Consider the following 26,419-nt stretch of genomic DNA (forward strand, 5'->3'; position numbering starts at 1 on the left):
GAATGATTTCTCATGGGCCGGTCTGTTTTCCTGTTCCCAAAACCTGTGGTATGATAAAATAGAAAATGGAAACGGAGGGAGCAATATGAGAAAAATACGATTTCTGTCTGCTGTCCTCCTGCTGGCATTGGCCCTTACAACAAGCGGATGCGGCAGCAGGGATACAGAACGGGAAGAACCTTCAGAGACAAACACCATGCAGACAGATGACCGGAAAGTGGCATTTGTACAGAAAAGCATGAACACATATTTTCATCGTCTGTTAGACGCCTCTCTCAGAAATGATACCCAGGAAGCGGGATGGGAATTCCGGGAGGCAGTGGCGGATTACGACCAGACACGGCAGAATCAGCAGATGCTGAACTTCTGCGCCGGTAACCCGGATGTGATCGTGGCGGCGTCCATCGACAAGGACGGCATCAACTCTGCTATTGAGCAGATAAATGAAAAAGGCGTTCCCGTTGTTCTGGTAGATACCGAATCTACAGGCGGACAGGTCAGTCTTACCATAAATTTTGACAACTATAAAGCCGGAAAAATGGCGGCACAGGAGATCGTCAGGCTTCTCACAGAGAAATACGGGGAGCCAAAAGGCATTGTCTGCCATGGCTACGGCAGTGAGGAGAGCAGCGCCTGGAAAGCCAGAAAACAGGGATTCGAGGAGGAAATCGGAAAATACGAAGAAATCCGGTGTATCTCCGCTGATCTGAAAGGCGACCCGGAGGAGGCCAGGTCATGGCTTGCAGATGTTCTGGCGGATGGCACGCAGATAGACGCAGTCCACTGTTCCAGTGACCATCCGGCAAGAGGTCTTGTGCAGGCTCTTAAGGAGGCGGGAATGTGGAAAAAGACAGGGGAGGCGGGACATATTATCTTTGTCACCATTGACGGGGACCCATTTGCCGGAAAACAGATCCGCGGAGGGTATTACGACGGCAGTGTAGTGCAGGATGCCCTGGCGTACGGGGATGTGCTGGTGCAGATGCTGGATGGTTACATTTTTTCCGGAAAAGAGGTGCCTGTGGGGGAATATACCCTGGCGGATACCTGGTTCGGTACCTATGAAGTGCAGGAGGATGAGCGTGGAAGACACGCGGTCATACCTCCGTATTATATGGACCGGGACAACGTGGAAGACGGGCGGCACTGGTATAAAAAAGCAGAGGAGCAGTGGGGCTATGCATACAATGATTCGCCGGATACGGAAACTGAAAATTGAAAAACGCCTGAGGACCTTCTTCTTCCTGGCATCCATTGTACCTGTCCTGATCCTGGGAATCTGCAGTGCTGTACGTTCCTATGAGGAAATGAAGGGTATGGCTGTGGAATATTCTGCCGCCATGGCAGACATTTCTTCCGGAAACATGGAGCAGCATTTCTCAAAATACATCAGCCAGATAGAGGCCGTGGAGGAGAACGAGACGCTTCTGCGGCAGCTCTCAGTCTACAGCAGCGCGGACTGGGATGAGAAAAAGAAGACGGAGAACGAAATGCGCCTTCTGATAAACAGCATTTTCGGGCAGAACCAGGAGGTAGATACTGTGGAGATCAGCAGTGCCGACGGGGCGAAGTTTTATTATCCATCGCCGGTCACGCAAAAGGAATCCCCCCTGCTTGCCAGGACAAAAGCCTCGGAGGGGCCGCTGTGGAGCTTTATCCCGAAAGAAATCGGTACAGACCGGGAGAATTATATTGTGATCTCCAAGACAATGGAACCCTACGGTAATATTGTCTTGGCCCTGAAAAAGGATTATGCGGAGACGCTGTGCCAAAACGCAGGGGCGGGAAAGCAGTGGAAAACAGCCATATTTGACGGAAGCGGCGTGCTGGTGGCAGGGGAGAATGCCTTTGACCGGATGTCCGGGGAGAAGGGGAACATCACTTCCACGGACCAGGGAAGGATGTTCACCTCCGGCCATGTGATCACAGCCATGCAGTGGAAAATCGTAAACGGAGTGCCCTATTCTTATCTGCTGGGTGGTGTCTATCAGCAGACTGCTGTTCTGGTGGTTTTGCTGGCAGCAGGACTTCTGGTGGTATTCTTTCTCTCGAGGATCATGACAGCCAGTATCACGGAACCTCTCGGAAGGCTGACGAGAGCTATGGAACGTGACGGGTGGAGTGAACTTCTGACAGACGGAGGAAGGGATGAATACCATGAACTGATCCGGGGCTTCAACCGGATGAATGAGCGCCTGGGGCATATGGGAAATGAAGTGCTGCAGATGGAACTCAAAGAGAGCCGTCTGGAACGCATTAAAAAAGAGACGGAGCTTTCCGCTCTGCAGAAACAGATCAATCCCCATTTTCTCTACAATACCCTGGAGACAATCTATTGGAACGGGCAGTATGAGGGAGCGGAGGAAATCAGTGACGTGGTGATCGCGGTGGGGAATTATTTTCGCACCATTATCAGCAAAGGGCAGGAGTACACAACGGTAGGGCAGGAGGCTAAGAGCGTGGAGAACTATCTGTTTCTTCAGAACCTGCGCTTTGGGGACAGGATCAAAATCTCCTGGAAAATCCAGGAGGGAATAGAGGACTGTCAGGTAATGAAACTGATCCTTCAGCCGGTCATGGAGGACATGATCAATGAGGCTCTGGAAGAACGGGCAAAGGAAATTCAATTTTATGTGGAGGGAAAGCGGGAAGAGGACAGGATACGTTTTTTTATAGGCGGTGTGCCGCAGACCACTGCACAGCATTTTCAGGAAAAACAGGATTTGCCCGGCTGTGACAATGTGGATCAGCGCCTGAAGCTTTATTTCGGAGAGGCTTATGGGATAGCAATAGAAGAAAGCGGGATCAACATTCTGGTGCCCATAAAGGAGGGGGATGTATGACGGAAATATTGAGAAAACTATCCATAAAACGCAGGATGGTCCTCTTCTTTTGCCTCCTCTGCCTTTTCCCTATACTGCTTCTCCTCTGCTTTTCCGGGTGGAGCGGCCGGTATCAGGCGGAAAATGGTAAGCAGCGGTTTACGAACATGTATCTGGAACAGGGGCAGAACCAGTTAAATGCCTATCTGGAAGAGTATGAGCAGAAAGTCAGATATCTGACAGAAAACCCGGATCTGCTGGCTGATGTCTATCTGTATCATGAAAACAGCGGTTACCGGGAGGAAACCACTGCGTCCAGAATAGAGAGTATCCTGTACCATGCCTGCAGGGAGGAGGCATTCTTTGACTATGGGATTATTTTATCAGAGGACGGCAGTGTGTTCTTAAAAGGTCAGGATATGGAGGCGGAGGCTAGTTATTTTCAGAAGCTTATGGAATCCGAAGGGGAGAAAATAACTGCGAATAAGCCGGTTTTCCTTACAGGGGAAGACGGAAATGTGTATTTGGCAGGTCTCCTGAGACCCGGTCTGGAGCCGGAACAGATTACGTGTTATCTGATTCTTAGATGTAATATGGAGGCATTCCAGGAAATAGTCGCACTGCTGAAACGGACACAGGAGCAGAGATTCTGCCTGACGGGGGAAGAGGGACAAGTGTTATTTAGTGATGCGGAGGCTGCTGATGATGCAGAGGCTACAGATGAGGCAGAGGCTACAGATGAGGCAGAGGCTACAGATGAGGCAGAGGCTGCAAATGATGCGGAGGCTGCCGATGAGGCAGAGCTTTCGGATGAGACAAAGACCTCGGTGGATGCAGAGGCCCCGGAGGCGGTGAATACCATACTCCTGAGAAATGGCTGGAAACTTGCCATTTCCGGTGACACCATCTCTTCGAAAAATCCTTTTGGTATTCAAGGGCTGCTGGCCCTCATCCTTCTTCTTTTTTCAGCGGCCTGCATGTATCTGCTGGCAAAAAGCCTGACAATCCCTCTTGGGCAGATCATGGAAAAAATGTACCGCGCAGGTCTGAAAGGAGATACACAGGAAGTCACAGAAGAGAAAAGTACAGCAGCTCCGTCCGGCGATGAGCATCACATGCTGGAACAAAAACTGACAGAGATGATCGGAAAACAGCGGGAACTGCGCGATAAGATGTATATGAGCAGAATCGGTGAGGAGAAGATCCAGATGCGCATCAAAGAGCTGGAATTAAATGCTATGCAGCAGCAGATCAATCCTCATTTTCTTTTGAATGTGCTGGAAACCATTTACTGGATGGCTGAGGAAAAAGGATATGAACAGACAGAGGAGATGATCGCCGTCCTGGGTGATTATTTCAAACTCTGTGTCTCAACTGCCGGGGAGTTTGTGACCATCCGGGAGGAGATAGAAAACGCAAAAAGTTACCTGCAGATACTTGCCATATTATATGAAAAGAATTTTGAAGTCCAATGGGAGACAGACCCGGATATCCTGGACGCCAGGACCATCAAACTGATCCTCCAGCCTGTCATAGAGAACGCCTTTGAACACGGGATACGCAGTATGAAACAGGGCGGCCGCATCAGGATTACGGGCCGCCGCACGGAACACGGAGTAGAATTCTGGGTCGAGGACAACGGAAGAGGCATGACAGAAGAACGCCTGAAGGAAGTGACAGATTATATGAAGGACAGCAATTATGATCCGGCCAGAAGCGTTGGCACCAAGAACGTGAATCTGCGGATCCGTCTCTATTACGGGGAAGCATACGGTCTTTCCTATGAGTCAAAAGAAGGTATGGGGACTCGGGCTGTCATAAGGATTCCCTGGGAGACCGGGGCCCGTACACAGGGAGAAAATGTCATCAGAAGCTGATATGGGAGCAGAAAAGGAGGCTTGAAATCATGTATAAGATCATGTTGGTGGAAGATGAATCCATCATCCGCCGGGGAATCAAAAGAGGTGTCAAATGGGAGGAAAACGGATTTGAGATAGCAGCAGAGGCAGAAGACGGGGAGGAAGCGCTGAAGCTTTTGGAGGAGACCGGCGTGGATGTGATACTCACGGATGTAAAAATGCCGGGAATGAATGGCGTGGAGCTGTCCAAAAAGGTGAAAGAACAGTATCCGCAGATAGAAATCGTCATTCTGAGCGGCTTTGCCGAGTTTGAATATGCGAAGGCGGCTGTCTCCTTCGGGGCCTTTGAATATATGGTAAAACCTGTGAGAAAGCAGGAGATTGAAGCGGTCTTCGGCAGACTGAAAGAAAAGCTGGACCGGCGGTCCCGTGAGGAGGCAGAGGAACAGCGCCGCATGCTGGTATTAAACGAGGGCATGGAAAAGCTGAGAGAGACACTTCTTCTGGAACTTCTGGAGGGGGAGAGGAAAGCCTATACAAACCTGGAGGAAGAGATCATGCGTCTGGAGCTGGAGCTGTCCACCCGGAATGTACAGGCGGCTGTCATACGGACTGCAGTCTCTCAGGACGCTGAGACAGAAGAAATCAAACAGGCGTATCGGAAAATCTTACGGGAGTATGTCCCGGAAGGGGTTTCTGTGATACGCAGTGCACAGGAGATGGTGCTGGTCTTTTCTGATTTGGAGATGCAGAAAGAAAATCTGCTCGCTGTCAATCTGAAGAGGGCAGCAGAAAAGATGAAAGAGGAATGCTTCGGTGAGGCCAGACCTGAAGTGCGTGTTGGAATCGGAATGATATACCCCTCCATCACCCATCTGTACAAGTCCTATGCCCAGGCGAAAAAAGCCATAGATTCCAATTTCCATGAGGCAGGCCAGATTGTAAATCTCTTCCGGGACGGAATTGAATATGAGTTTGAAAAACAGTGGATTCAGGAATACCCCAGAGAGATAAGCAGTATCACGGAGCTGGTACTGGCAGGAAAAGAGGAAGAGGTAAGGTCTTCCATCGAAAAAATGTTCGCGGAGTTCGAGCACAAGAAAATGAATCCGGAGCTGATAAAAAACTATTGTTATGTCCTGGGAATCATGCTGAAAAATGCGGTCTACGGCATTCTGAAACCTGCACAGGAGCAGAGTTACCCGGACGGCTCTTTTGAGACAAGGGTGAAGAATGTCTTTTCCATGGAAGAATTAAAAGAGATCATGCAGCGGGCAGCCGGAGGCATGGTGCTCATGATGAAGGAAAACGGCGTGGAGGAACCGGCCAGGGACAGGCTTGTGATTGGCCAGGCAAAGGCTTATATAGCCGAGAACTACAGCAAAAAGATCTCCCTGGACGAAATATGCCAGAATCTGTATCTGTCAACGACCTATTTTTCTTTTATCTTCAAAAAGGAGACGGGACAGAATTATATGGAATATCTGACCGGTATCCGGATGGAAAAGGCAAAAGAACTGCTTGGTACCACCACAAAAAAGGTCTATGAAATTGCCGGGGATGTGGGATACAGTGATTATAAATATTTCACGGCACAGTTCAAGAAATATACAGGGATGTCTCCGAAGGATTACAGACTGAGTGACAGGGCGGGACGGTAACAACAGAGTATCATTAAAAAATCCAGGGCAATGCATTTGGCGGCATTGCTCTGGATTTTTACAGTATAGTGACGGCTGGCAGCTACAGATTCCCAATCAAAACAGTAACGGTAAACCGATCATCCGTATAAGCAATATCCAGATTCCCTGCATATTTATCCACCACATCACGGACATTCTGCACCCCAAATCCATGGGAACTCTTGTCTTTTTTCTCTGTTACAAAGCGGTCCTTTTTTACTGTGACGGGATTCGCCTTGGAATTAGAAATCTCATAGCTGAGGAATCCCTTATCATACCTCGCCTTCAGCGATATCTGCCGTTTGGAGATGTCCTGTATTTTTTCACATGCTTCGATGGCATTGTCAAGAGTATTGGAGAACAGGGAACAGAGACTTACATCATCGATTCCCAGCAGTCCGTCAATGGAAATATTGAAAAAGCAGTCTATCTTTTTATCCAGTGCGGCACTGTATTTACTGTTCAGCACAGCGTTAACAATACTGTTTTTACAGAAAATACGGTTATTCACTGTCAGCTCTCCTGAAAGCTCCCGAAAATATTTCGCAGCGCCTTCAAAATCTCGGTTCTGGATAAAAGAATAGATGACACTCAGATGATTCTTCATGTCATGGCGTATTTTCCTGACGGTTTTCTGGTTTTCCTCCAATTCCTCGTAATAAGACTGCTGGTACTTCAGGTTCTGTATTTCAAACTCGTTTCGGATGGTCTTTGCCACATAGGAAGTCAGATAGAGACATCCTATACTGGTCAGAATGCAGGCGATACAGGCGGGATATGTGGTATGGGCTCCCTCCTGGGGAGAGTTATAGATAAAAGTAATAAGACCAATCGCCGAAGCGAGGCAGATGATATCTATGACAAGCCACATACGTTCTGTCAGCTCCCTGGCCCTGGGGACCCATCTGCGGCAAAGCAGCCAGATCAGAAACCAGGCAGGGATACGAAGATAGGTGGTAAAAGAATGCAGAGCAGTCTGTGCCAATGGGGACATATCCCTATTGGCCAGCCAGATCTGGAAACCAATATTTTCAGTTATAAAATTAAGAGTCACCAGTATTGGATACAATACTATACAAACAGAAACACGCTCCAGTATTTTCCCTTTAAAGAATATCAGCAGATACAACAGAAAGAGGAAAAGAACCGAAATGGTTCCGGTCAGCTCCTCCGGATATATGATGGGTCCGGATAAGGTGGTCAGCATCAGAAAGGATGCCAGGATAAAAAGCTTCCTTTCACTTCGGAGTATGAGAAAACGGCGAATCAGAAGGTAAAGGAAAAATACATAGGCAATGGTACCTGTGAAATTGACGATGTATTCCAGCCAATAGATTAGTTGAGATGTCATTTTATCCTCCTAAGCTTGTATAAAATAATGGCAGCTTTACATGGACAGCCGCGGCTGCTCACAGTTCTGTATACTGCAGCATTAATCCAAGCGCAATCTTCATTCCTGTCGGAATGGAATCCAGGTCCACCCATTCTTCTCTGGTATGGGCATTTTTTCCGGCAATGGTTCCGATGGTGTTGGCTGAAATACCCAGGGAGAGAGGAATATTGGAGTCCGTGGAAGCGGCATTGTAGTCGATTTCTCCGGGACAGAACATTTGGATGATCTCAGCATTTTTTTCTGTGAAGGCTTTTAATGCCTCTGCGGAAATGTCTCCGTTTCCGGGACGTACGCCCATAAGCTCAGTTTCAATGGTAAATGCACCTTTCATGTCTTCAAGGATGTCGTCAAAGTTTTGCTGCATGATCTTCAGGCATTTTTGGCTGGTGGAGCGGAATTCATATAATACGGATGCCTCCTGCGCAATGGAATTGACAGTAGTGCCGCCCTGGATATAGCCCACATTATAGGTAGTCCTGGCTTCTGTGGGAACCTGCACATGATATAATTTTTCAACTAACCTGCACAGGATTTCAATGGCATTGGGAGTGCCGAAATCAGACCAGGAATGTCCGCCTGCTGTTTTTACGGTGATTTTGTACCGGTAAGAGCCTACAGCTTCACAGGTGCAGTTGGACAGGCTGCCGTCAAAGGAATAAAATGCCCGTATCTGACTGCCATAAGTGCGGAAGATCTCTTTACATCCGTCCAGATTACCCAGACCTTCTTCGCAGGCGTTGGCGACGATGAGGAATCCGGTATTCATTTTCGGTTTATTCTGCAGAAGAAATTTTGCTGCCATGAGAAGATTGACCAGATTGGCAGTGTCATCCCCGATTCCGGGTGCATACAGTCTTCTGCCTTCCTGTTTCATAGTCAGAGGTTCAAGGTCAGGAAAAACGATATCCATATGTGCCATAAATACAATAAGATCCGTATCTTTTTTTACACCAATTTTACACACCACATTTTTAGCAGCGTCAATCGTAACATCTTCGGCTCCCTGGGAGAGAAGCCAGTCCCGGCAGAATACGGCACGTTTGTCTTCCTGGTGACTGGGGGCCGGGATTTTTCCAAGCTCCATGAGAAGCGTTTCAGCTGTTTGTGTCTGGGAGGCGGTGTATTCTTCTATGATCATTTTTGTTTTTTTATTCATTTTTCTTGCTCCTTTTCTGCTTAGTTCAGCATATATTTTGCAAAGGCAATCGCCAGATCCTGTTTGCAGGAACGGCTCACCGGAAATTCTTCCCCAGCCATCTGGACGGAATTTCCCTGTATGGACTGTACATATTTCAGATTCACAAGGTAACGGTTATGGATCCGCACGAAATTTTCAGGCAGTTCTGTCTCCAGTTCGGAAAGCTTTCCGTAAAAGGTATGGGTCTCCTCTGCTGTGACAGCGTTTACGGACCGCCGGTCACTGAAGAAATATTTTATCCGGCTTAAGGGAAGGCGCAGGGTCTGTCCCCTGGATTCCACCATATAATATTTTTCAGAATCCCTGCCCAGGCGTTCCAGGGCGGTATGCAGGACAGAGATGATCTTCTCTTTCTGATATGGTTTCAATATGTAATTGAGGGCCTGTACCTCATATCCCTGGAATACAAAGTCAGGATAGGAGGTAACAAAAATAATCTCCGGTGCGGAAGTCCTTTTCCTTATCTCCCTCGCGGTTGCAACGCCGTCCAAATCCTTCATCTCTATATCCAGAAATATAATATCAAACACAGAGTCGTTAAGCGCACGGACAAGTGATTCTCCGCAGTCAAATTCCGCAATCTTAAATGTCTCCCCGCACAGTTCCAGCTCTGTTTCCAATACTTTTCTCAAATCATTCCGCAGTGTCCGCTCATCATCGCAGATTACCAGATTCAGCATAGGTCAGTAATCCTTTCAGTGTTAATGTATATTTAAGAATTATATTATAAGATTATAACTTATTCGGGGTGGAGGTTACAATAGTATTTTGGCAGATTAAGGGTGAAAGGATAGCAGAAATCCATGTTACGCCATATGTAGCATCTGAATAATGAGGAGAGAAAATATGCAGAGAAGAATTGCAATTTCAAATTTAATTGGTAGCATAAAACGAGCTGTGAAGTAAAAATTTACAGAGTTGGAAGTGTGAAATTATTTATTGAGAAGTTATTGTACAAAACAGTAAAATAAAAGTAATCTGAAAGAAAAACATACCCCCCACTTGTTTTTCCTCCAGATTACGACATTTTAACCTTTTATAATTTTTGACTTTTTTTCATCCGGCAGAGAATAATAACAGCAACCAATATCCCCAGAGCAATTTTATGTGAGAACAGAAACCCAATCACCCATATTAAGATGAATAATAAAAATAATAAAAGCACCAGAATCTTCATCTATTTTTTCTCCCCTCTGCGAAACGCAGGAATGTGTTTATGATTTCAATAAGAACATCAATTATCACAAAAAGTATGCAGACAGGCACCAGCAATAAACAGGAGAGCGCACAGCCAAGCCATATAATTCCGGATGAAACAGTTTTTCCAAAAGGATTTTTATTCCTCATTCTACTTTTAGTGACAGGCTGCCGGTAAAGTCATTGCCCTCCAAAACAATAAAATTATCCCCGGCGGTCATTGTAAATTCATAAACATCATCAGCAGTTGCTTTTGTAATCATATAAACCTCCTTATCTCCGGAAATGATATGGCTGTCAGGACTGCCCAGCCAATATAAGGCTGCAGTACCGGATTGGATCTTTAGTGAGTAAGCTGCTTTCAGTGCAGTGCCGAACTCACGTTTCAGCAAAGTACCACCGAAGATATACTCCTTTCCATTAAACTGTGTATAGGATGCTTCATAACTTCCGGCATATTCATCAACGCCAAGTTTTCGTTCACCCTTCAAATCTTTGTCTTTCGTTATGGCATATTTGCTGGCAAAGCCCATCCATTCATTGATTTCAGCCTTCAAACCGTCTTTCAGTTCTCCCAGTTCACTTTTTATTCCTTCCTTATTATCTTCTAACTCATTCAGTAAGCCGCGGCCAATATCGGAACATCCGGTGAGACAGAACATAAACGTCACCACGAGCAGCAATGCAGGAATAAATCTGCGCTTTAACATAATTCCTCCTTACAGTTCATTTATAGTTTCCGTAACAACCATATTCCGCAGTCGTTTGGCGGGAGCATAGACAGCGGCGGCGGCAGAGACCAGAATAAACACAATGATCACGCCCAGTAAGACTACCGGGAATTCCCATGGAATCCCGAAGAAATGTGTGAGCAGTCTGACATGCAGGAAACCGCTGAGCAAAAGTCCGATCACACAACCGACGATCAGGCCGGAAACCGCATAGGTAAAAGTCTCGGCGGCAATCATCCCGGTGAGCTGGTTTCCGTCCATGCCGACAGCCCGCATGGCACCGTACTGTTTTATCCTGGCGGTCACACTCATGGAAATACTGTTGATAATATTAAACAGCGTAATCATGGCAACCACTGCCAGAAAACCATAACCAATGAAACGCGTGGCCAGATAGGTAGCCTTGATTTCCTGATTACTTTGTCGGTTATCTGTAAAAATCACATCGTCTTGTGTAAGATCACTGATCTTCTGCACGGTTTTCTCCGTGGCATCTTTATCGAGCTGTATACAGATCAGACTATAATTTTGTTCCCCCATCAGCCGGTCAAAGGTTTCCTGGGAACATATTACGCCCATTTCGCTTGGATATAAACCGTCTGATACGGCGCAGGTGATCTTCATCTCATTTTCGCCAATCCGGATGGTATCGCCCACTTTCATTGGATTGTCCTTATTGCGGATGATCATGACACAATTGCTGTCACCATAGATTGTGGAAATATCGCCCTGAACGACTCTGTCTTTTGAGCCATCCAGCAGATAGTCAGTATAGGAAACCAGATTAATATTCTCAATGCCCTCCCGTGAGGAGGTCACCGGAACCTTATTGATGTAGGAACTGCCGAATACATGTGAAACACCAGGTATCTGACTGATTTCATCACTGAGCTGCCGGTCAAGTACCAGAGAATTGGCATAACCGTTCAGACTGATATCCGGCTGCCAGGAACGAAAAGACGGAAGAAGCTGGCCTGCAAAATCGATTCCTACAAAAAAGCAGAGAAACAGAATGATAATGAGGGAAAAGGACGCTGTCATCATAAGCCAGTTTCTTTTGGAAGCTATGGCATGATGAACACCTAATGTCCACTCGATTTTGCCGAACCCTGATTTAACCGCATGTTTTACAGAGGGCTTTGTCTCCCCATTGCCTGAGACTGCTGCCATCGGGGAAACCTTGGCAGCGCGTTTTGCCGGGGAACGAGCCGCCAGAAGCACAGTTACCACACCAACCACCGCACCGCTTATGAGTCCGACAGGACTGAGTGCAAATACCGGCATCACGGAGAATTCACCGCCAATGCCATAGTGCAGTATCGCGCAAAGTACCCAACTGACTGCTGTGCCCAGAACCATGCCTACAGGCACGGCGGTTTTACACCAGCTCAGAGCCTCCAGCCGGACAAAACGAATGATCTGGCTGCGGCTTGCACCGATACAGCGCATCATACCAAAGAATTTTGTCCGCTGGGCCACATTGCTGTTCATACTGCTGGAAATCATCAATACCCCTGCTGACAACACCAGTACAAATAAAACAGCCGCTATCCCGTAGAAACTCATTATGGACGTATTCTTACTTTTTCCTGCAATCCCCATGACCGCCGTATTTTCAGAGATACTTTCCTTCGGAAGCTGATATTGTTCCTGTAAATCCGACATGGATTTTTCAGCCTTGCCGGCATCCTGATACTGGATATAACAGAATGGATTGTTTTTTATGCCATTTTGTTCCATGATTCCGGTAAAAGCATTCCGTGTCATGTATACGGCCACCAGATAGGTCTGTCCCTGATAATACTCTTTTTCATCAGAGCCAAAACCGGACACAATAAAGTCTGTATCACCGGCAGGGGTGCGTAAGGTTATGCTTTCGCCAATCTGTGCATGGAGAGCAATCTTTGCATTGCTGCTGAGGAGAATCTCGTTATCCTTCTGCGGAAAACTGCCTTCCTCAAGTCCATCTGTAAGCCGGGTCATATAGGTTTCATCGGTGCCGCACAGGACTGCTTTTTTTTCACCGATGTAATAAGGCAGTTCTGCGTCATCATTAAATTTCTCTGACCATCCCACGGCGGTAACATCAGGGCGCCTGATGATCTTATCTGCGGCTTCCTTTGGCGGATTTTCTAACTGAATATGCCAGCTGCCATGCTTTTTCTGCAAAAAGATACTTTCTGTCCGGATCATCATATCCGCTCCGCTGAAAATAGTTGTCACCAGCAGTACGGATATGATGATGCATAATATTGTCATCCGATTCTGCCGTTTATGCACTTTCGCTGAAATGGGAACAAGGTTCAGATAGCTTTTCATTCATGGCACCTCCCCAGATCGGTCAGTACACCATCCGTTACCTGTAATACACGGTCAGCCGTCTGTGCGATACTCCGATTGTGTGTGATCATGATAATGGTCTGCTCATATTTTTTCGATGCTTCTTTCAGGAGCGCGATTACTTCACTGCTGTTTTGAGAGTCCAGGTTTCCGGTAGGCTCATCCGCCAGGATGAGGGAGGGCCGGGTGATCAATGCACGCCCTATGGCCACTCGCTGCTGCTGGCCGCCGGATAGCTGACTGGGAAGGTGATGGCGGCGTTTTTCCAGATTGAGCACATGAAGAAGCTCCTCCAGATATTTTTTGTTGGGCTTCTGATAGTCAAGAAGCACAGGGAAAATGATATTTTGCTCCACTGTCAGTTCCGGAATCAGGTTAAACGCCTGGAAGATAAAGCCGATATTCCGGCGCCGGAAAACCGTAAGGTTATGCTCTTTCATGGAAAAAGTATCCTTACCGTCGATAATGACCTTGCCGGAGGTTGGGGTGTCCAGGGCGCCCAGCATGTTGAGAAGTGTACTTTTGCCGGAACCTGACTCACCGACCACTGCCACAAATTCACCTTTTGGTATGGAAAAGCTGACCTTTTTCAAAGCGTGTACGGCTGTTTCGCCGCTGCCATAAGTTTTTGAAATGGATTTGACTTCCAATAAGTCCATAATGAAACACCTCTTTCTTTCTTGATAAGGAAAGTCTACCATGTGAACCTTACTGGCAGATGACAATAAGCCTACAATTTTGTAGGAATTAAGAAACTGAGTGTAAATGTGGTACCTGCTCCCAGTTCACTGTCAACCTCAATGGTTCCGCTGTGTGCTTCCACAATAGCCTTTGCAAGAGACAGCCCAAGTCCGATACCCTGGGTATCTTTGGAGAAGCGGCTTCGGTAAAATCTTTTAAATATATAATGTAAATCCTCCGGGTGAATGCCGCTTCCGTTATCCTTCACTATGATCTGGACAACCGATGCGGACTGTTTCCATTCAACCGATATGGTATTTCCCTTTTCCGTATGGTCAAAAGCATTTTTTACTATATTACTGACTGCTTCCATCATCCAGGTATGGTCACACAATAATGTGACGGTGTCATCACCAAAAAGAGAGAAGTTCTTTTCTTCCTGTTCTGCACGGTAGGAAAAGTGGCTTTCAATCTTGCTCATCATCTCGGATATATTTTCTGCCTTTTTTTCCAGCACGATTGTACCGGAATCCAGTTTTGTGATCTTCAACAGGTTCTGTACAAGAGTTTCTATTCTGTCCAGCTCCTGTTCCGAAAAATCCACAAATTCTTTGATTGTGGGGTATTCCACTGCTTCTTCCTGTAATATCCCATTGTAGATATTAAGGGCAGCGAGCGGTGTTTTTAGCTGATGGGAAATATCGGATATTATGTTTTTTAAAAATTTCTTTGTTGCCTTCTCATTGTCAACATGAGCATTCAGGATGGCTGCCAGCGCATTGACCTCGTGGAATAACCGGTATAATTCGCCTTCGTCGTTACATTCAATACGCGCGTTTTCATTTCCGGACACATATTCTTTCATCTGTGTGACCGCATCTTCCATGATCTTATTTTGGTCATTGAAATACCAATACCCAACTGCCAGTATAAAGAAAACCATGCACAGAGATAGGGCCAGCACATATATAGCTGCATGTTTCACGTTCAAACAGATCAAGAGAACAGAAAGCAGGGAAAAGATTATGACAGACAGAACGGACAGGGAAAAAAATAATTTGATTTTTCTATTCACAAGTATTTTCACTTTGCACCTCCACGTTTTAATCCACAGTATTCCATTTGTATCCCATACGCCGGACGGTCACGATCTTCTTCGGCTGGCTGGGGTTATCTTCAATCTTTGTGCGGAGTCTGCGGATATAAACGGTAAGCGTGTTGCTGTCAATGTACTTTTCATCACAATCCCAGAGTTTACTTAAAATCTGTTCAGGCGAAAGGACAATGTCCGGGTTTTGCATAAACAAACACAAGAGTTTATATTCACTTGCCGTTACGTCAAGCAGTTCATTATCTTTATAGACTTCGCCCTTTAAGAGCTGAACTTTTATCCCGTTGGAATCAAGCTCGGCATCGGCCCGGTTAAAATTGTCACTCCTGCGGAGCAGGGCATTGATCCGGGACAGGAATACAGCTAGCTTGAAGGGCTTTGTGATGTAATCATCACCGCCGATATCAAGTCCCATGATGATATCCGTCTCCTCGTCAGCCGCGGTGAGAAAGATGATCGGCACCTTTGATGTTTTGCGGATATTTTTACATAAATCATAGCCGGAACCATCGGGGAGAGAGACATCTAAAATGACTAAGTCATATTTACCGTTTATCCACATTTTCTCCGCCTCAAGATATGTGCGGGCTATGTCTGTTTCGTATCCTTGTTTTTTGATGGCAAAAGACAGACCATTGATCAAACTCAAATCATCTTCTACAAAAAATATACGTTTCATTTATTTACACCGTCCTTTTTCACTTTTCCTTTATTGTTTGGTACTGTCTTAATCTTCTCACATATATGGGGAATCTGCAACTGTAGACAAAAACACCTGCACTATTGTCATAAATACCAAATCCAACCTTAAAAATTTTAATGTTCATAGAAAAATATTCTATGTTTTCTTTCTCTTACATCAGATATACTGTCAATATCAACAAAAACAAAGAACACGGAAAAAAGTGTCAAAGGAAAGGGAGAGAATAAGTATATGAAGAAAAAAATTGTTTTGATCACAATGGCGGTACTTTTTGGACTTTCAGCTACAGCATGCGGCTCTGGCGGTTCTTCGTCAGAAAAGACAGACACAACAAAAAAGACAGAAACAGAGGAACCGGCAGCCGAGACATCAGACGTGGCAAACAAAGACAAACCTTTAGTATGGTTTAACCGCCAGCCGTCCAACAGTTCTACCGGGGCACTTGATATGACAGCACTTTCATATAATGACAATACATATTATGTCGGATTCGATGCAAACCAGGGCGCTGAGCTTCAGGGCCAAATGGTAAAAGACTACATCGAGAAAAATATTGATAAAATCGACCGCAACGGTGACGGCGTGATCGGATACGTTCTGGCGATCGGTGATATCGGACATAATGATTCCATTGCTCGTACAAGAGGTGTTCGGAAAGCCCTTGGCACAGGAATCGACAAAGACGGCGATATCAACAGTGAACCGGTCGGAACAAATTCAGACGGATCAGCAGCAGCCGTACAGGATGGTTCCATAGAAGCAGGCGGCAAGACCTATACGATCCGTGAGCTGGCTTCCCAGGAGATGAAGAACTCCGCAGGTGCTACATGGGATGCGGCTACAGCAGGCAATGCAATCGGAACATGGGCATCCTCCTTTGGTGAGGAGATTGATGTTGTTGTTTCCAATAATGATGGTATGGGCATGTCCATGTTCAATGCATGGTCAAAGGACAACAAGGTTCCGACCTTCGGATACGATGCAAACAACGACGCGGTAGCAGCTATCGCGGAAGGATACGGCGGAACGATCAGCCAGCATGCAGATGTTCAGGCATACCTGACCCTTCGTGTTCTGCGCAACGCCCTTGACGGAGCAGACATTGACACCGGTATCGGCACAGCGGATGAAGCAGGCAATGTTCTGGGCGATGACGTATATGTATACAAAGAGGACGAACGTTCCTACTACGCACTGAATGTAGCAGTTACTGCTGACAACTACCAGGACTTCACAGATTCCACAAAGGTTTATGAGCCGGTTTCCACTCAGCTTGAGGAAAGTTCACATCCTACAAAGAAGGTATGGCTTGACATCTACAATGCATCCGATAACTTCTTAAGCTCAACATACCAGCCGCTTCTTCAGAACTATGATGGTCTTCTTAACCTGGATGTGGATTACATCGGCGGTGACGGACAGACAGAGTCCAATATCACAAACCGTCTCGGAAATCCAAGCCAGTACGATGCATTTGCCATCAACATGGTGAAGACAGACAATGCAGCTTCTTATACATCCTTGCTTAATCAGTAATATCCAATAACTGTTCAGTCAGGTCTGCGCATTTACTGCGCTGACCGTGCAAAAGAGTAGTTACAATATCCATTGAAATGCAGACTATTAGGGAGAAGAAATTCTCCCTAATAATTTACGAAAATAGAAAGCCTGCGAAGCATGTTTTCTATTGTTTATGACTATAAAAATCATACAGGAGTAAAAATATATGGAAGATAAGAAAGATGATATCGTCTTATCCATACGCGGTATGAGCAAGTCCTTTGGCCGAAACAGAGTGCTGGACCATATCAACCTGGATGTGAAGCGCGGAACGGTCATGGGGCTTATGGGTGAGAATGGTGCTGGTAAGTCCACAATGATGAAGTGTCTTTTCGGTACCTATCAGAAGGATGAGGGCAATATCTTCCTTGAAGGCAGGGAAGTGAGCTTTTCCGGACCGAAAGATGCTCTTGAGAACGGTATCGCAATGGTTCATCAGGAATTGAACCAGTGTCTGGAACGAAATGTGATCGATAACCTGTTCCTCGGACGTTATCCCACCAATTCCATGGGAGTGATCGACGAGGGCAGAATGAAAAAAGAAGCCTCAGAGCTTTTCAGAAAACTGGGCATGACCGTAAACCTCACACAGTCCATGCGTCATATGTCTGTATCACAGAGACAGATGTGTGAGATCGCAAAAGCAATTTCCTATAACTCAAAAGTGATCGTTCTCGATGAGCCTACATCCTCACTGACAGTACAGGAGGTGGATAAGCTCTTTGAGATGATGAGAATGTTAAAAGAGCAGGGAATCTCCCTGATCTATATCTCTCATAAAATGGATGAGATCTTTGAGATCTGTGATGAGATATCCGTACTCCGTGACGGTAATCTGGTCATGACAAAGAGTTCCAAAGACACAGATATGAATGAACTTATTGCAGCTATGGTTGGACGTTCTCTTGAAAACAGATTCCCGCCGGTTGACAATACGCCAAAGGATGTGATTCTGTCCATTCAGCATTTGTCCACAAAGTTTGAACCTCATTTACAGGATATTTCATTTGACGTAAGAGAAGGCGAGATTTTCGGGTTGTACGGCCTGGTTGGGGCAGGCAGGACAGAGCTTCTGGAAACCATCTTCGGTGTGCGCACCAGGGCGGCCGGGCGTGTTTATTTTAATAACCGTCTGATGAATTTCAGCAGCGCCAAGGAAGCCATGGAACATGGATTTGCCATGATAACAGAGGAGCGGAAAGCAAACGGCCTTTTTTTGAAAGGAGACCTTACGTTTAACACTACGATCGCCAACCTGGAACAGTATAAGTCGGGGGTGGCACTCTCCGATTCAAAAATGATCAAGGCAACGGCAAACGAGATCAAAATCATGCATACCAAGTGCATGGGCCCGGATGATATGATCTCAAGCCTCTCCGGCGGCAATCAGCAGAAGGTCATTTTCGGAAAATGGCTGGAGCGCGGTCCCCAGATTTTCATGATGGACGAGCCGACGAGAGGAATTGACGTGGGTGCGAAATACGAGATTTACGAGCTGATCATCAATATGGCAAAACAGGGAAAGACCGTCATTGTTGTCTCTTCTGAAATGCCCGAGATTCTGGGAATCACGAACCGCATTGGAGTCATGTCAAACGGACACCTTTCCGGAATCGTGAACACAAAAGAGACAGATCAGGAAGAACTTTTAAGACTCAGCGCAAAATACCTATAATGAGGGAGATGGAAGGATATGGCGAAAGGAAACAGTAAGATTCTTACGGCTGAACAGGAAATACAGCTGCGTCAGCCAATCGAGGATTATGTCGGCAAGATTCAGGCAAAGATCGACAGCTTCAGAGTGGATGGAATAGACAAAGTGATCTCTCTTCAGAATAAAATCGACAGTATAAAGAGAGACCGTAATTTTACAAAAGAAGAGAAAGATGCCGAGATTGCCAAAATCCGGACAGAGATGGAGAAGGCAAAGGCGGTCGAGGCAAAAAATAAAGATGAGGTTTCAAAACTGATCTCCGACGCGGAGGCATATCTCAAAACGCATTTTGACAGGGATTATTATCAGCCGGTCAAAGAAAGCTGTGAGCAGGAAAAAGCAGCCGTCCAGGAAAAACACCGCAGAAGGATTGCGGAACTGGAAAAAGAGCATCAGCAGATCATGTCAAAACTTACGGATCATCAGGAGATAAAGGATGAAAAGTATGTTTATAAGAACCGGCTGTTTGACGCCAAAATGCAGTTGGAAAAGGACCTTCAGCAGGTAAAAGACAGAAGACATATGGCATATAACTACAAATATCATCTGATTGATATGCTTCGGATGTCAAAATTCACCTTTGTGGAGTCAAGAGCGCAGAAATGGGAAAATTATAAATATACATTCAACCGCAGAGCCTTTCTTCTGCAGAACGGATTGTATATTGCCATCATTCTGATCTTTATCATGCTGTGTGCGATCACACCTATGGTAAAAAATGTACCTCTGCTTACCTATAACAATGTATTAAACATTCTTCAGCAGGCTTCCCCCAGGATGTTCCTGGCGCTGGGCGTTGCCGGACTGATCCTCCTTACCGGTACGGACCTGTCCATTGGCCGTATGGTTGGTATGGGTATGACAACCGCAACGATCATCATGCATCAGGGCATTAATACAGGCGCGGTTTTCGGACATGTGTTTGATTTTACAGGGATGCCTATTGGTGTGAGAGTGATCCTGGCTCTGTTGGTGTGTATCGTGTTATGTACCTTCTTCACAGCAATCGCAGGCTTTTTTACAGCCAGATTTAAAATGCATCCGTTTATATCGACCATGGCGAACATGCTGGTCATCTTCGGACTTGTTACATACGCGACTAAAGGTGTATCCTTCGGTGCCATTGAGCCCACGATACCCAATATGATCATTCCTAAACTAAACGGTTTCCCCACCATCATTATCTGGGCAGTTGCAGCAATCGCAATTGTGTGGTTCATCTGGAACAAGACAACCTTCGGCAAAAACCTGTACGCAGTGGGCGGCAACCCGGAGGCAGCGGCAGTTTCGGGTATTTCTGTATTCGGTGTAACGGTCGGGGCTTTCATTCTGGCAGGTATTCTTTACGGATTCGGTTCCTGGCTTGAATGCGCACGAATGGTTGGCTCCGGTTCCGCAGCCTATGGTCAGGGCTGGGAGATGGATGCGATCGCAGCCTGTGTTGTGGGCGGTGTATCCTTTACCGGTGGTATCGGTAAGATCTCAGGCGTGGTAGTTGGTGTTATGATCTTCACAGCGCTTACCTATTCCCTTACCATTCTAGGTATTGATACGAACCTTCAGTTTGTATTTGAAGGTATCATCATCATTGCGGCTGTAACACTTGACTGTCTGAAATATGTGCAGAAGAAATAAATAGATATACTTGCCAAAAGGGTCAGAGATTGTTCTGACCCTTTTGGTCGATTTTGGAAAGGCTGACGTTTACATTTATTTTTGGATTTGCTATACTATTACAATACAAGGCGGATATACACGCACATGGAGACAAAAGATATGGATACATACGCAGTGCTTTTGGTAGATGATGAGGAAGAAGTGATTCAGGTCATCATGAAAAAAATCAACTGGGAAGGCCTGGGCTTCTCAGTCATCGGATATGCCAACAATGGCATGAAAGCCCTGGAAATGATGGAGGAATTCCAGCCCGATGTGGTGATGACCGATATCAAAATGCCCTACATGGACGGCATGGAGCTGTCCAACCGCATTAAAACAGAATATCCGGCAACCAAAATCCTGATCTTCACGGGATTTGATGAATTTGAATATGCGAAAGAGGCTGTCCACCTGGAGGTGGAGGAGTATATTCTGAAACCGGTCAATTCCATAGAACTGACCAATGTGCTCACCCAGCTCAAAATAAAACTGGATCAGGAGATCAGTGAAAAACGAAATGTGGAAATCCTGCAGAAATGTTATATGGAGTCCCTGCCTCTTCTGCAGGCGAACTTTTACTCCACGCTGGTGGAGGGAAGGATCCATGAAGATGAGATCCCGAAGTATCTCACAGATTATCAGATTTCTTTTCCGGGACCATGTTTCTGCTGTCTTGTCATACATACATCATCCAGTCAGGTGCCGAAGGATATGAATCCTTTGCTGCTGTCCACGTCTGTCCATAACCAGGCCAGGGAACGTCTGGGCGAAAAGTGGCAGGCAAAATGCTTTTCTTATCTGGGAAATACCATTCTGATCGCACAGCTTAAAAATGAATATGAAGTCTCGGAATTGACCGATGAATGTGACAGGTTCTGCAGATATGCACATCGTATCATCGGCGCTGTGGTCACAGTGGGAATCGGCCAGGTCTGCAGAAATATCATGGATCTGCCCCAGTCTTACAGCGGTGCCAGGGAGGCGGTTTCCTACCGGGTGATCTATGGTGCCTCCAGGGCGATCAATATGAAGGAGATCGCTCCCCAGGAGATGAGCACAACGGATTTCGCCAGCGACGCGGAACTGTCTGAACTGTTTAAAATGATCCGTTTAAAGTCAGCCGATGATGTTGTCCGGGCAGTCAATCAGTATCTGGATCATATCTCTTTTCCTGCAAAATCCCTGCAGCAGCACCACATTGATATCATGGAACTGGTAAGTGCTCTGTACCGATTTTCTGCAAATAATGATATTGCGCCGGAGGATTTTTCGGGGGATATGCGGACACTGTATGGCAGCCTTCTTGATCTGGGACCTGATGCGCTGCGGAAATGGCTCGCTGATCTCAGCCTGTCCTTCCGTGAAAAATTGATCAGTGCCAGAAGCAGGTCCACGAAATCCATTGTATCCAGAGCCATGGAATATATCCGCAGCAACTATTCGGATGAGGAACTTTCACTGGACAATATCTGTGAGGTTCTGGGCGTGTCAAATTCCTATTTTTCTACGATTTTTAAAAAAGAGACCGGCAATTCCTTTATCGGCTGTCTGACGGATTACCGGATGGACCGGGCGTCACGCCTGCTGATCGAGACAAATGAGAAAAGTTATATCATAGCAAAGAGTGTGGGGTACACAGATCCCAACTATTTTAGTTATGTATTTAAGAGGCGGTTTGGAGTGTCACCTTCAAAGTACAGAACGGAGCATACAGAAAGTGAAAAATAAGTTTTTCGGACGTTTGAAAAGCGCGAAGCCCAGGGGCATACAGTCAACGATCATGTTTGCCATCTCCGTTATATCTATTTCCATCATGCTGATCCTGGGAATCGTGATGTACATCAGATTTTCCGTTTTATCCCGGCAGGAGATCATACAAAGCACGCAGAAACTGATGGAACAGGCAGGAGAGAATCTGGAAGATTACCTGGGCAGTATGCGGCAGATTTCAGACGCGGTCTATTATAACGTTATAAAAGAAAATGATCTGTCCAATCAGGATATGGATATCCAGAGAGGGATGAATCTTTTGTATGAGGCGAACAGAGACAGCCTGCGCAGCATTGCCATTTACAATAATTACGGCAGCCTGATGGCAGCGGAACCCCTTGCGTCCCAGAAAGAGGACCCGGATGTGACCAGGCAGGACTGGTTCAAACGTGCTATGGGGGAAATGGAAAATATGCATTTTTCCACACCCCATATCCAGAACCTGTTTGATGACGGCACCTTCCGGTATTACTGGGTGATTTCTCTGAGCCGCGTGGTTGAGCTGACCAATAAGGGGGATTCCCAGTTAGGTGTCCTGCTTGTGGATATGGATTATTCCAATATCTCCCGGATGATGAAACAGATCAATACCCTGAACAACGGACAATATTATTATCTGTGCGACAGCAACGGGGAAATTATCTATCACATGCGGCAGATACAGATCAGCGATGGAATCGGCAGTGAGAACAGTAAAACAGCCGCAAAATACAAGGACGGTGTCTACGACGAGACCTTTGAGGGGGAACACCGCAAGGTGATCGTCAACACCATAAGCTACACCGGATGGAAGCTGGTCGGAGTGATCCCTTATTCCACATTTACACACGGAATGGTCAATATCCGGTATTTTATCATGGTGCTCATGCTCTTGATGGCAATGATGCTTGTGATCATCAACCGCGTTGTGTCTGTCAGGATTTCCAGCCCTATTTTGAAACTGAATAACTCGGTCATGGAATATGAGGCGGGGGAAAAGCCGGAGATTTATACGGGAGGCTCCCTGGAAATCCGGCATCTGGGGGATTCCATACAGCGGTCCTATGAGCAGATTGACACCCTTATGCGTAAAATCGTGCTGGAACAGAATGAAAGAAGAAAAAGTGAGCTGGATGCTCTGCAGAGCCAGATCAATCCCCACTTTTTATACAATGCCCTGGAATCGATTACGTGGATGGTGGAGGGGGAGCGGAACGATGATGCTGTATTTATGATCTCACAGCTTGCAAGGCTCTTTCGGATCAGCCTTTCCAAGGGCCGCACGGTGATCAGTGTAAAAGATGAACTGCAGCATGCCCAGAGCTATATGAATATCCAGAAGGTCCGGTATAAAAACGCGTTTTCCGTTACATTTGACGTGGATCCTTCCATATATTCCTATTGTACGGTGAAGCTGATCCTACAGCCGATTCTGGAAAATGCCATTGCCTATGGCGTCAGCAGCATGGATGACTGCGGAGAGATCAGGGTGACCGGAACCATGAGAGGGGAAAATATTGTTTTCTCGGTGGCAGACAACGGAATCGGAATGTCAGAGGAAGAGGTGAGCCTTATCCTTACGGACAGCAAACGGGTGCATAAACACGGGTCCGGTGTTGGCCTTGTGAATGTGAACAACCGCATCCAGATTCTCTTTGGAAAAGAATATGGCCTTACCGTTGAAAGTGAACCGGATGAGGGGACCACCGTCTCCATCTGTATGCCGGCGGTTCCTTATACGGAGGAAAACAGCAGGATTCTGGAGAAGGGCTATATCTTCAGCCGGGAAGAAATGATTGACAGGAAAACACAGGGTAAATAGAGATGAAAAACAGCAAAAGATTGTTTATTCTGATAGAAGCGGTTCTGGCCGCAATGGTGATTGTACTGGCCTTTGTCATGCTTCAGGAGAAAAACGGCAGGGATCTTGACAAGGTCTCCGTGATCATCCAAAATTCTGATGACAACCAGTGGTCCGCATTCAAATACGGGCTCAGAATGGCAGCGGAGGACCGGAAAATAGAAATGTTTGTCGTCAGCACGGGGGGCACACTGACTGCAGAGGAGGAAAAGAGCCTGATCGAACGCGAGATTGAGAACGGGGCAGATGCAATTATAGTACAGCCCGCTCCGGATGCTGACACGGAAAACATGTTAAGAGATGTGGAAAAGAAAGTTCCTGTCATGCTGGCAGGGTGTACAGCGTCAAAGAAAAAAGAGGACTCCGCCCTGCCGGTCACAGAGCCGGACCACTATGCCATGGGCACGGCCCTGGCGGAGGAACTGCTGAAAGATTACAGCGGAAATATAGAAGGTAAGACAGTGGGAATCCTCTCAGAGACCGCTGATTCGGAAGCGGCAGCCAACCGGGAGAAAGGATTTCTCGATGGATTGAAAGACACAGGCGCTGTGATAAGCTGGTCTGTATATGATTCCTTTTCGGAGACAGACGAAAATGCGCTGGAGTTCCGTTCGAGAGTGGATTTTGTCATTGCGCTGGATGACAACAGTCTGAGGACAGCCGGTAAATATTCTGCAGCCAAGAATCTGCACGGAGCTCTGGTGTATGGAATCGGCAATTCCACGGAGGCGGTATATTATCTGGACACAGGCTTTGCGGAATGCCTGGTGGTGCCCGATGAATTTAATGTGGGATATCAAAGTCTTACCGAGACGGCTGAAAGTCTGGATGATTATTTTCACACGATGCAGAACAGAACTGTTTCCTATACGGTGATCCGCAGGGATACACTGTTTTCAAAAGAGAATCAGGAAGTTCTTTTTACAATGAGCCAGTAGAGTACGCTTTAAGCGGCCGGAAAAATCAGGGGTATAGTATGAGAGGAAAAAACATATTGGCAGCAGGATTGATCTTCTGCATGAGTACACAGCTCTTATGTGCCTGCCAAGAGCAGCAGCCGGCTGTGTCTGACAAGGTTCACGCGGGGGTGATCTGCTATAATCAGAGTGATACCTTCCTGGATGAGCTGATCACTTGTTTTAAAGAAAAGCTCAGTGACTATGGAAGTGAGGAGTTTAAGACCACTGTGACACTTAGGGACGCCGCCGGTTCACAGAGGACCCAGAATGACCAGGTGAAGGAACTGATTGACGCGGGCTGTAATGTCCTCTGTGTAAACCTGGTGGATCGGGCGGACCCATCGGAGATTATTGACCTTGCCAGGGATAATAATGTGCCTATCATATTTTTTAACAGGGAACCCGTTGCTGAGGATCTGATGCAGTGGGACGGTCTTTATTATGTGGGCGCAGAGGCAAAGCAGTCCGGAGTCATGCAGGGGGAACTGGCAGTAGACGTAATACAGGCAGACAGCCGCATAGACCGCAACAAGGACGGCAGGATCCAGTATGTAGTGCTGGAAGGAGAACCCGGCCATCAGGATGCCATCATCCGCACGGAAAACGCGGTGGATACCTTGAAAAACAACGGCATTGAACTGGAGAAACTGAGCTATGGAATCGCGAACTGGAATCGTGCCCAGGCACAGAACAGGATGTTATTGCTGATCAGTCAGTACCAGAATAAGATAGAGCTTGTTTTAGCCAACAATGACGATATGGCGCTGGGCGCCATTGATGCCTACAAGAAGTTGAATTATTCAGAATCTGCCCTTCCGGTATTTTTTGGGATCGACGGCACGGATGTGGGACTCCAGGCAGTCCTGGACGGGGAAATGTCCGGAACGGTATATAACGATAAAGAAGGACAGGCAGAGGCTATGGCAGAGCTGGCAGTTGCCCTTGTGTCAGGTAAGGGGATGGAAGATATTAAGTTCGAGAAGGATAAGTATATCTATCTGCCTTATTCTAAGGTTACGATGGATAACGTGGAGGATTATCTGCCGGAACCCGCAAATTACAGATAAACGTAGGCTGCGGTCTTTCTGCATGGAGATATGCACAGGAAGGAAGTGAACAGGCGAACTCTGACCGGGGAATGCATTTGGCATTCTCCGGTTTTTATTAAATTAAAAAAATACAAATCTGTCATCAAATGCA

19 protein-coding genes are annotated in these 26,419 nt (G+C 46.5%); 11 read left to right on the top strand and 8 right to left on the bottom strand.

Annotated features, from left to right (window positions below; genetic code table 11):
• Positions 1 to 85: 85 nt before the first annotated feature.
• Genes MUB35_RS07760 through MUB35_RS07775 form a run of 4 tightly spaced genes read left to right on the top strand, consistent with a single transcriptional unit; the run spans position 86 to position 6,342 of the window.
• On the top strand, positions 86 to 1,219 hold the full coding sequence (locus MUB35_RS07760; protein WP_244805998.1) for a sugar ABC transporter substrate-binding protein: 1,134 nt from the start codon (positions 86 to 88) through the stop codon (positions 1,217 to 1,219).
• Positions 1,179 to 2,843, top strand: coding sequence for a sensor histidine kinase (locus MUB35_RS07765; protein WP_033142168.1), 1,665 nt, complete (start codon positions 1,179 to 1,181; stop codon positions 2,841 to 2,843). The genes MUB35_RS07760 and MUB35_RS07765 overlap by 41 nt, the downstream gene beginning before the upstream one ends.
• Positions 2,840 to 4,699 (top strand): cache domain-containing sensor histidine kinase, encoded by a 1,860-nt coding sequence (locus MUB35_RS07770; RefSeq protein ID WP_244805999.1) that lies wholly within the window; start codon positions 2,840 to 2,842, stop codon positions 4,697 to 4,699. The genes MUB35_RS07765 and MUB35_RS07770 overlap by 4 nt, the downstream gene beginning before the upstream one ends.
• Before the next feature lie 29 nt (positions 4,700 to 4,728).
• A complete protein-coding gene (locus MUB35_RS07775; RefSeq protein ID WP_244806000.1) occupies positions 4,729 to 6,342 on the top strand; it encodes a response regulator in 1,614 nt (537 codons plus the stop codon).
• 82 nt (positions 6,343 to 6,424) lie between these two features.
• Here the strand turns inward: MUB35_RS07775 and MUB35_RS07780 are convergent, their stop codons facing one another.
• The 8 genes from MUB35_RS07780 to MUB35_RS07815 form a co-directional block, all read right to left on the bottom strand.
• The gene (locus MUB35_RS07780; protein ID WP_033142160.1) at positions 6,425 to 7,714 is read right to left on the bottom strand and encodes a sensor histidine kinase; all 1,290 of its coding nucleotides are present in this window, start codon (positions 7,712 to 7,714) and stop codon (positions 6,425 to 6,427) included.
• A gap of 58 nt (positions 7,715 to 7,772) precedes the next feature.
• Positions 7,773 to 8,912 (bottom strand): M20/M25/M40 family metallo-hydrolase, encoded by a 1,140-nt coding sequence (locus MUB35_RS07785; protein WP_244806001.1) that lies wholly within the window; start codon positions 8,910 to 8,912, stop codon positions 7,773 to 7,775.
• A 20-nt stretch (positions 8,913 to 8,932) separates the two neighbouring features.
• Positions 8,933 to 9,634, bottom strand: coding sequence for a LytR/AlgR family response regulator transcription factor (locus tag MUB35_RS07790; RefSeq protein ID WP_244806002.1), 702 nt, complete (start codon positions 9,632 to 9,634; stop codon positions 8,933 to 8,935).
• Positions 9,635 to 10,297: 663 nt separating this feature from the next.
• The gene (locus tag MUB35_RS07795) at positions 10,298 to 10,861 is read right to left on the bottom strand and encodes a hypothetical protein (protein WP_244806003.1); all 564 of its coding nucleotides are present in this window, start codon (positions 10,859 to 10,861) and stop codon (positions 10,298 to 10,300) included.
• 9 nt (positions 10,862 to 10,870) lie between these two features.
• Entirely contained in the window at positions 10,871 to 13,201 is a 2,331-nt protein-coding gene (locus tag MUB35_RS07800; RefSeq protein ID WP_244806004.1) for an ABC transporter permease, read from the bottom strand.
• On the bottom strand, positions 13,198 to 13,881 hold the full coding sequence (locus MUB35_RS07805) for an ABC transporter ATP-binding protein (RefSeq protein ID WP_033143818.1): 684 nt from the start codon (positions 13,879 to 13,881) through the stop codon (positions 13,198 to 13,200). Before MUB35_RS07805 ends, MUB35_RS07800 begins: the two co-directional genes overlap by 4 nt.
• A 71-nt stretch (positions 13,882 to 13,952) precedes the next feature.
• The gene (locus tag MUB35_RS07810; protein ID WP_244806005.1) at positions 13,953 to 14,990 is read right to left on the bottom strand and encodes a sensor histidine kinase; all 1,038 of its coding nucleotides are present in this window, start codon (positions 14,988 to 14,990) and stop codon (positions 13,953 to 13,955) included.
• A gap of 16 nt (positions 14,991 to 15,006) precedes the next feature.
• Positions 15,007 to 15,693, bottom strand: coding sequence for a response regulator transcription factor (locus tag MUB35_RS07815; protein ID WP_033143816.1), 687 nt, complete (start codon positions 15,691 to 15,693; stop codon positions 15,007 to 15,009).
• Positions 15,694 to 15,948: 255 nt separating this feature from the next.
• Here MUB35_RS07815 and MUB35_RS07820 point away from each other — a divergent pair, with 255 nt between their 5' ends.
• The 7 genes from MUB35_RS07820 (at position 15,949) to MUB35_RS07850 (ending at position 26,286) form a co-directional block, all read left to right on the top strand.
• The gene (locus tag MUB35_RS07820) at positions 15,949 to 17,253 is read left to right on the top strand and encodes a substrate-binding domain-containing protein (RefSeq protein WP_033143815.1); all 1,305 of its coding nucleotides are present in this window, start codon (positions 15,949 to 15,951) and stop codon (positions 17,251 to 17,253) included.
• A gap of 190 nt (positions 17,254 to 17,443) precedes the next feature.
• Positions 17,444 to 18,952, top strand: a complete 1,509-nt coding sequence (locus MUB35_RS07825) for a sugar ABC transporter ATP-binding protein (RefSeq protein WP_033143814.1) — start codon at positions 17,444 to 17,446, stop codon at positions 18,950 to 18,952.
• Positions 18,953 to 18,970: 18 nt separating this feature from the next.
• Complete coding sequence (locus MUB35_RS07830; protein WP_033143813.1) at positions 18,971 to 20,626, top strand: ABC transporter permease subunit; 1,656 nt, start codon at positions 18,971 to 18,973, stop codon at positions 20,624 to 20,626.
• A 141-nt stretch (positions 20,627 to 20,767) separates the two neighbouring features.
• Positions 20,768 to 22,378, top strand: a complete 1,611-nt coding sequence (locus MUB35_RS07835; RefSeq protein ID WP_227245311.1) for a response regulator — start codon at positions 20,768 to 20,770, stop codon at positions 22,376 to 22,378.
• Positions 22,368 to 24,221 (top strand): cache domain-containing sensor histidine kinase, encoded by a 1,854-nt coding sequence (locus MUB35_RS07840; protein WP_148393079.1) that lies wholly within the window; start codon positions 22,368 to 22,370, stop codon positions 24,219 to 24,221. Before MUB35_RS07835 ends, MUB35_RS07840 begins: the two co-directional genes overlap by 11 nt.
• Before the next feature lie 2 nt (positions 24,222 to 24,223).
• Positions 24,224 to 25,198 (top strand): substrate-binding domain-containing protein, encoded by a 975-nt coding sequence (locus MUB35_RS07845; protein ID WP_244806006.1) that lies wholly within the window; start codon positions 24,224 to 24,226, stop codon positions 25,196 to 25,198.
• A 38-nt stretch (positions 25,199 to 25,236) separates the two neighbouring features.
• Positions 25,237 to 26,286, top strand: a complete 1,050-nt coding sequence (locus MUB35_RS07850) for a galactose ABC transporter substrate-binding protein (protein ID WP_244806007.1) — start codon at positions 25,237 to 25,239, stop codon at positions 26,284 to 26,286.
• Positions 26,287 to 26,419: the final 133 nt, after the last annotated feature.

It is taken from the genome of Blautia sp. NSJ-175 (assembly GCF_022867815.1).
In the GTDB taxonomy this organism is placed as follows: domain Bacteria; phylum Bacillota; class Clostridia; order Lachnospirales; family Lachnospiraceae; genus Blautia; species Blautia celeris.

Excerpts from the sequence above, each read along its gene's own strand:
- MUB35_RS07770 (WP_244805999.1), top strand. The coding sequence starts at position 2,840 with ATGACGGAAATATTGAGAAAACTATCCATAAAACGCAGGATGGTCCTC.
- MUB35_RS07815 (WP_033143816.1), bottom strand. The coding sequence starts at position 15,693 with ATGAAACGTATATTTTTTGTAGAAGATGATTTGAGTTTGATCAATGGT.
- MUB35_RS07800 (WP_244806004.1), bottom strand. The coding sequence starts at position 13,201 with ATGAAAAGCTATCTGAACCTTGTTCCCATTTCAGCGAAAGTGCATAAA.
- MUB35_RS07850 (WP_244806007.1), top strand. The coding sequence starts at position 25,237 with ATGAGAGGAAAAAACATATTGGCAGCAGGATTGATCTTCTGCATGAGT.
- MUB35_RS07760 (WP_244805998.1), top strand. The coding sequence starts at position 86 with ATGAGAAAAATACGATTTCTGTCTGCTGTCCTCCTGCTGGCATTGGCC.
- MUB35_RS07845 (WP_244806006.1), top strand. The coding sequence starts at position 24,224 with ATGAAAAACAGCAAAAGATTGTTTATTCTGATAGAAGCGGTTCTGGCC.
- MUB35_RS07785 (WP_244806001.1), bottom strand. The coding sequence starts at position 8,912 with ATGAATAAAAAAACAAAAATGATCATAGAAGAATACACCGCCTCCCAG.
- MUB35_RS07795 (WP_244806003.1), bottom strand. The coding sequence starts at position 10,861 with ATGTTAAAGCGCAGATTTATTCCTGCATTGCTGCTCGTGGTGACGTTT.
- MUB35_RS07780 (WP_033142160.1), bottom strand. The coding sequence starts at position 7,714 with ATGACATCTCAACTAATCTATTGGCTGGAATACATCGTCAATTTCACA.
- MUB35_RS07805 (WP_033143818.1), bottom strand. The coding sequence starts at position 13,881 with ATGGACTTATTGGAAGTCAAATCCATTTCAAAAACTTATGGCAGCGGC.
- MUB35_RS07820 (WP_033143815.1), top strand. The coding sequence starts at position 15,949 with ATGAAGAAAAAAATTGTTTTGATCACAATGGCGGTACTTTTTGGACTT.
- MUB35_RS07765 (WP_033142168.1), top strand. The coding sequence starts at position 1,179 with ATGCATACAATGATTCGCCGGATACGGAAACTGAAAATTGAAAAACGC.
- MUB35_RS07775 (WP_244806000.1), top strand. The coding sequence starts at position 4,729 with ATGTATAAGATCATGTTGGTGGAAGATGAATCCATCATCCGCCGGGGA.
- MUB35_RS07825 (WP_033143814.1), top strand. The coding sequence starts at position 17,444 with ATGGAAGATAAGAAAGATGATATCGTCTTATCCATACGCGGTATGAGC.
- MUB35_RS07835 (WP_227245311.1), top strand. The coding sequence starts at position 20,768 with ATGGATACATACGCAGTGCTTTTGGTAGATGATGAGGAAGAAGTGATT.
- MUB35_RS07790 (WP_244806002.1), bottom strand. The coding sequence starts at position 9,634 with ATGCTGAATCTGGTAATCTGCGATGATGAGCGGACACTGCGGAATGAT.
- MUB35_RS07830 (WP_033143813.1), top strand. The coding sequence starts at position 18,971 with ATGGCGAAAGGAAACAGTAAGATTCTTACGGCTGAACAGGAAATACAG.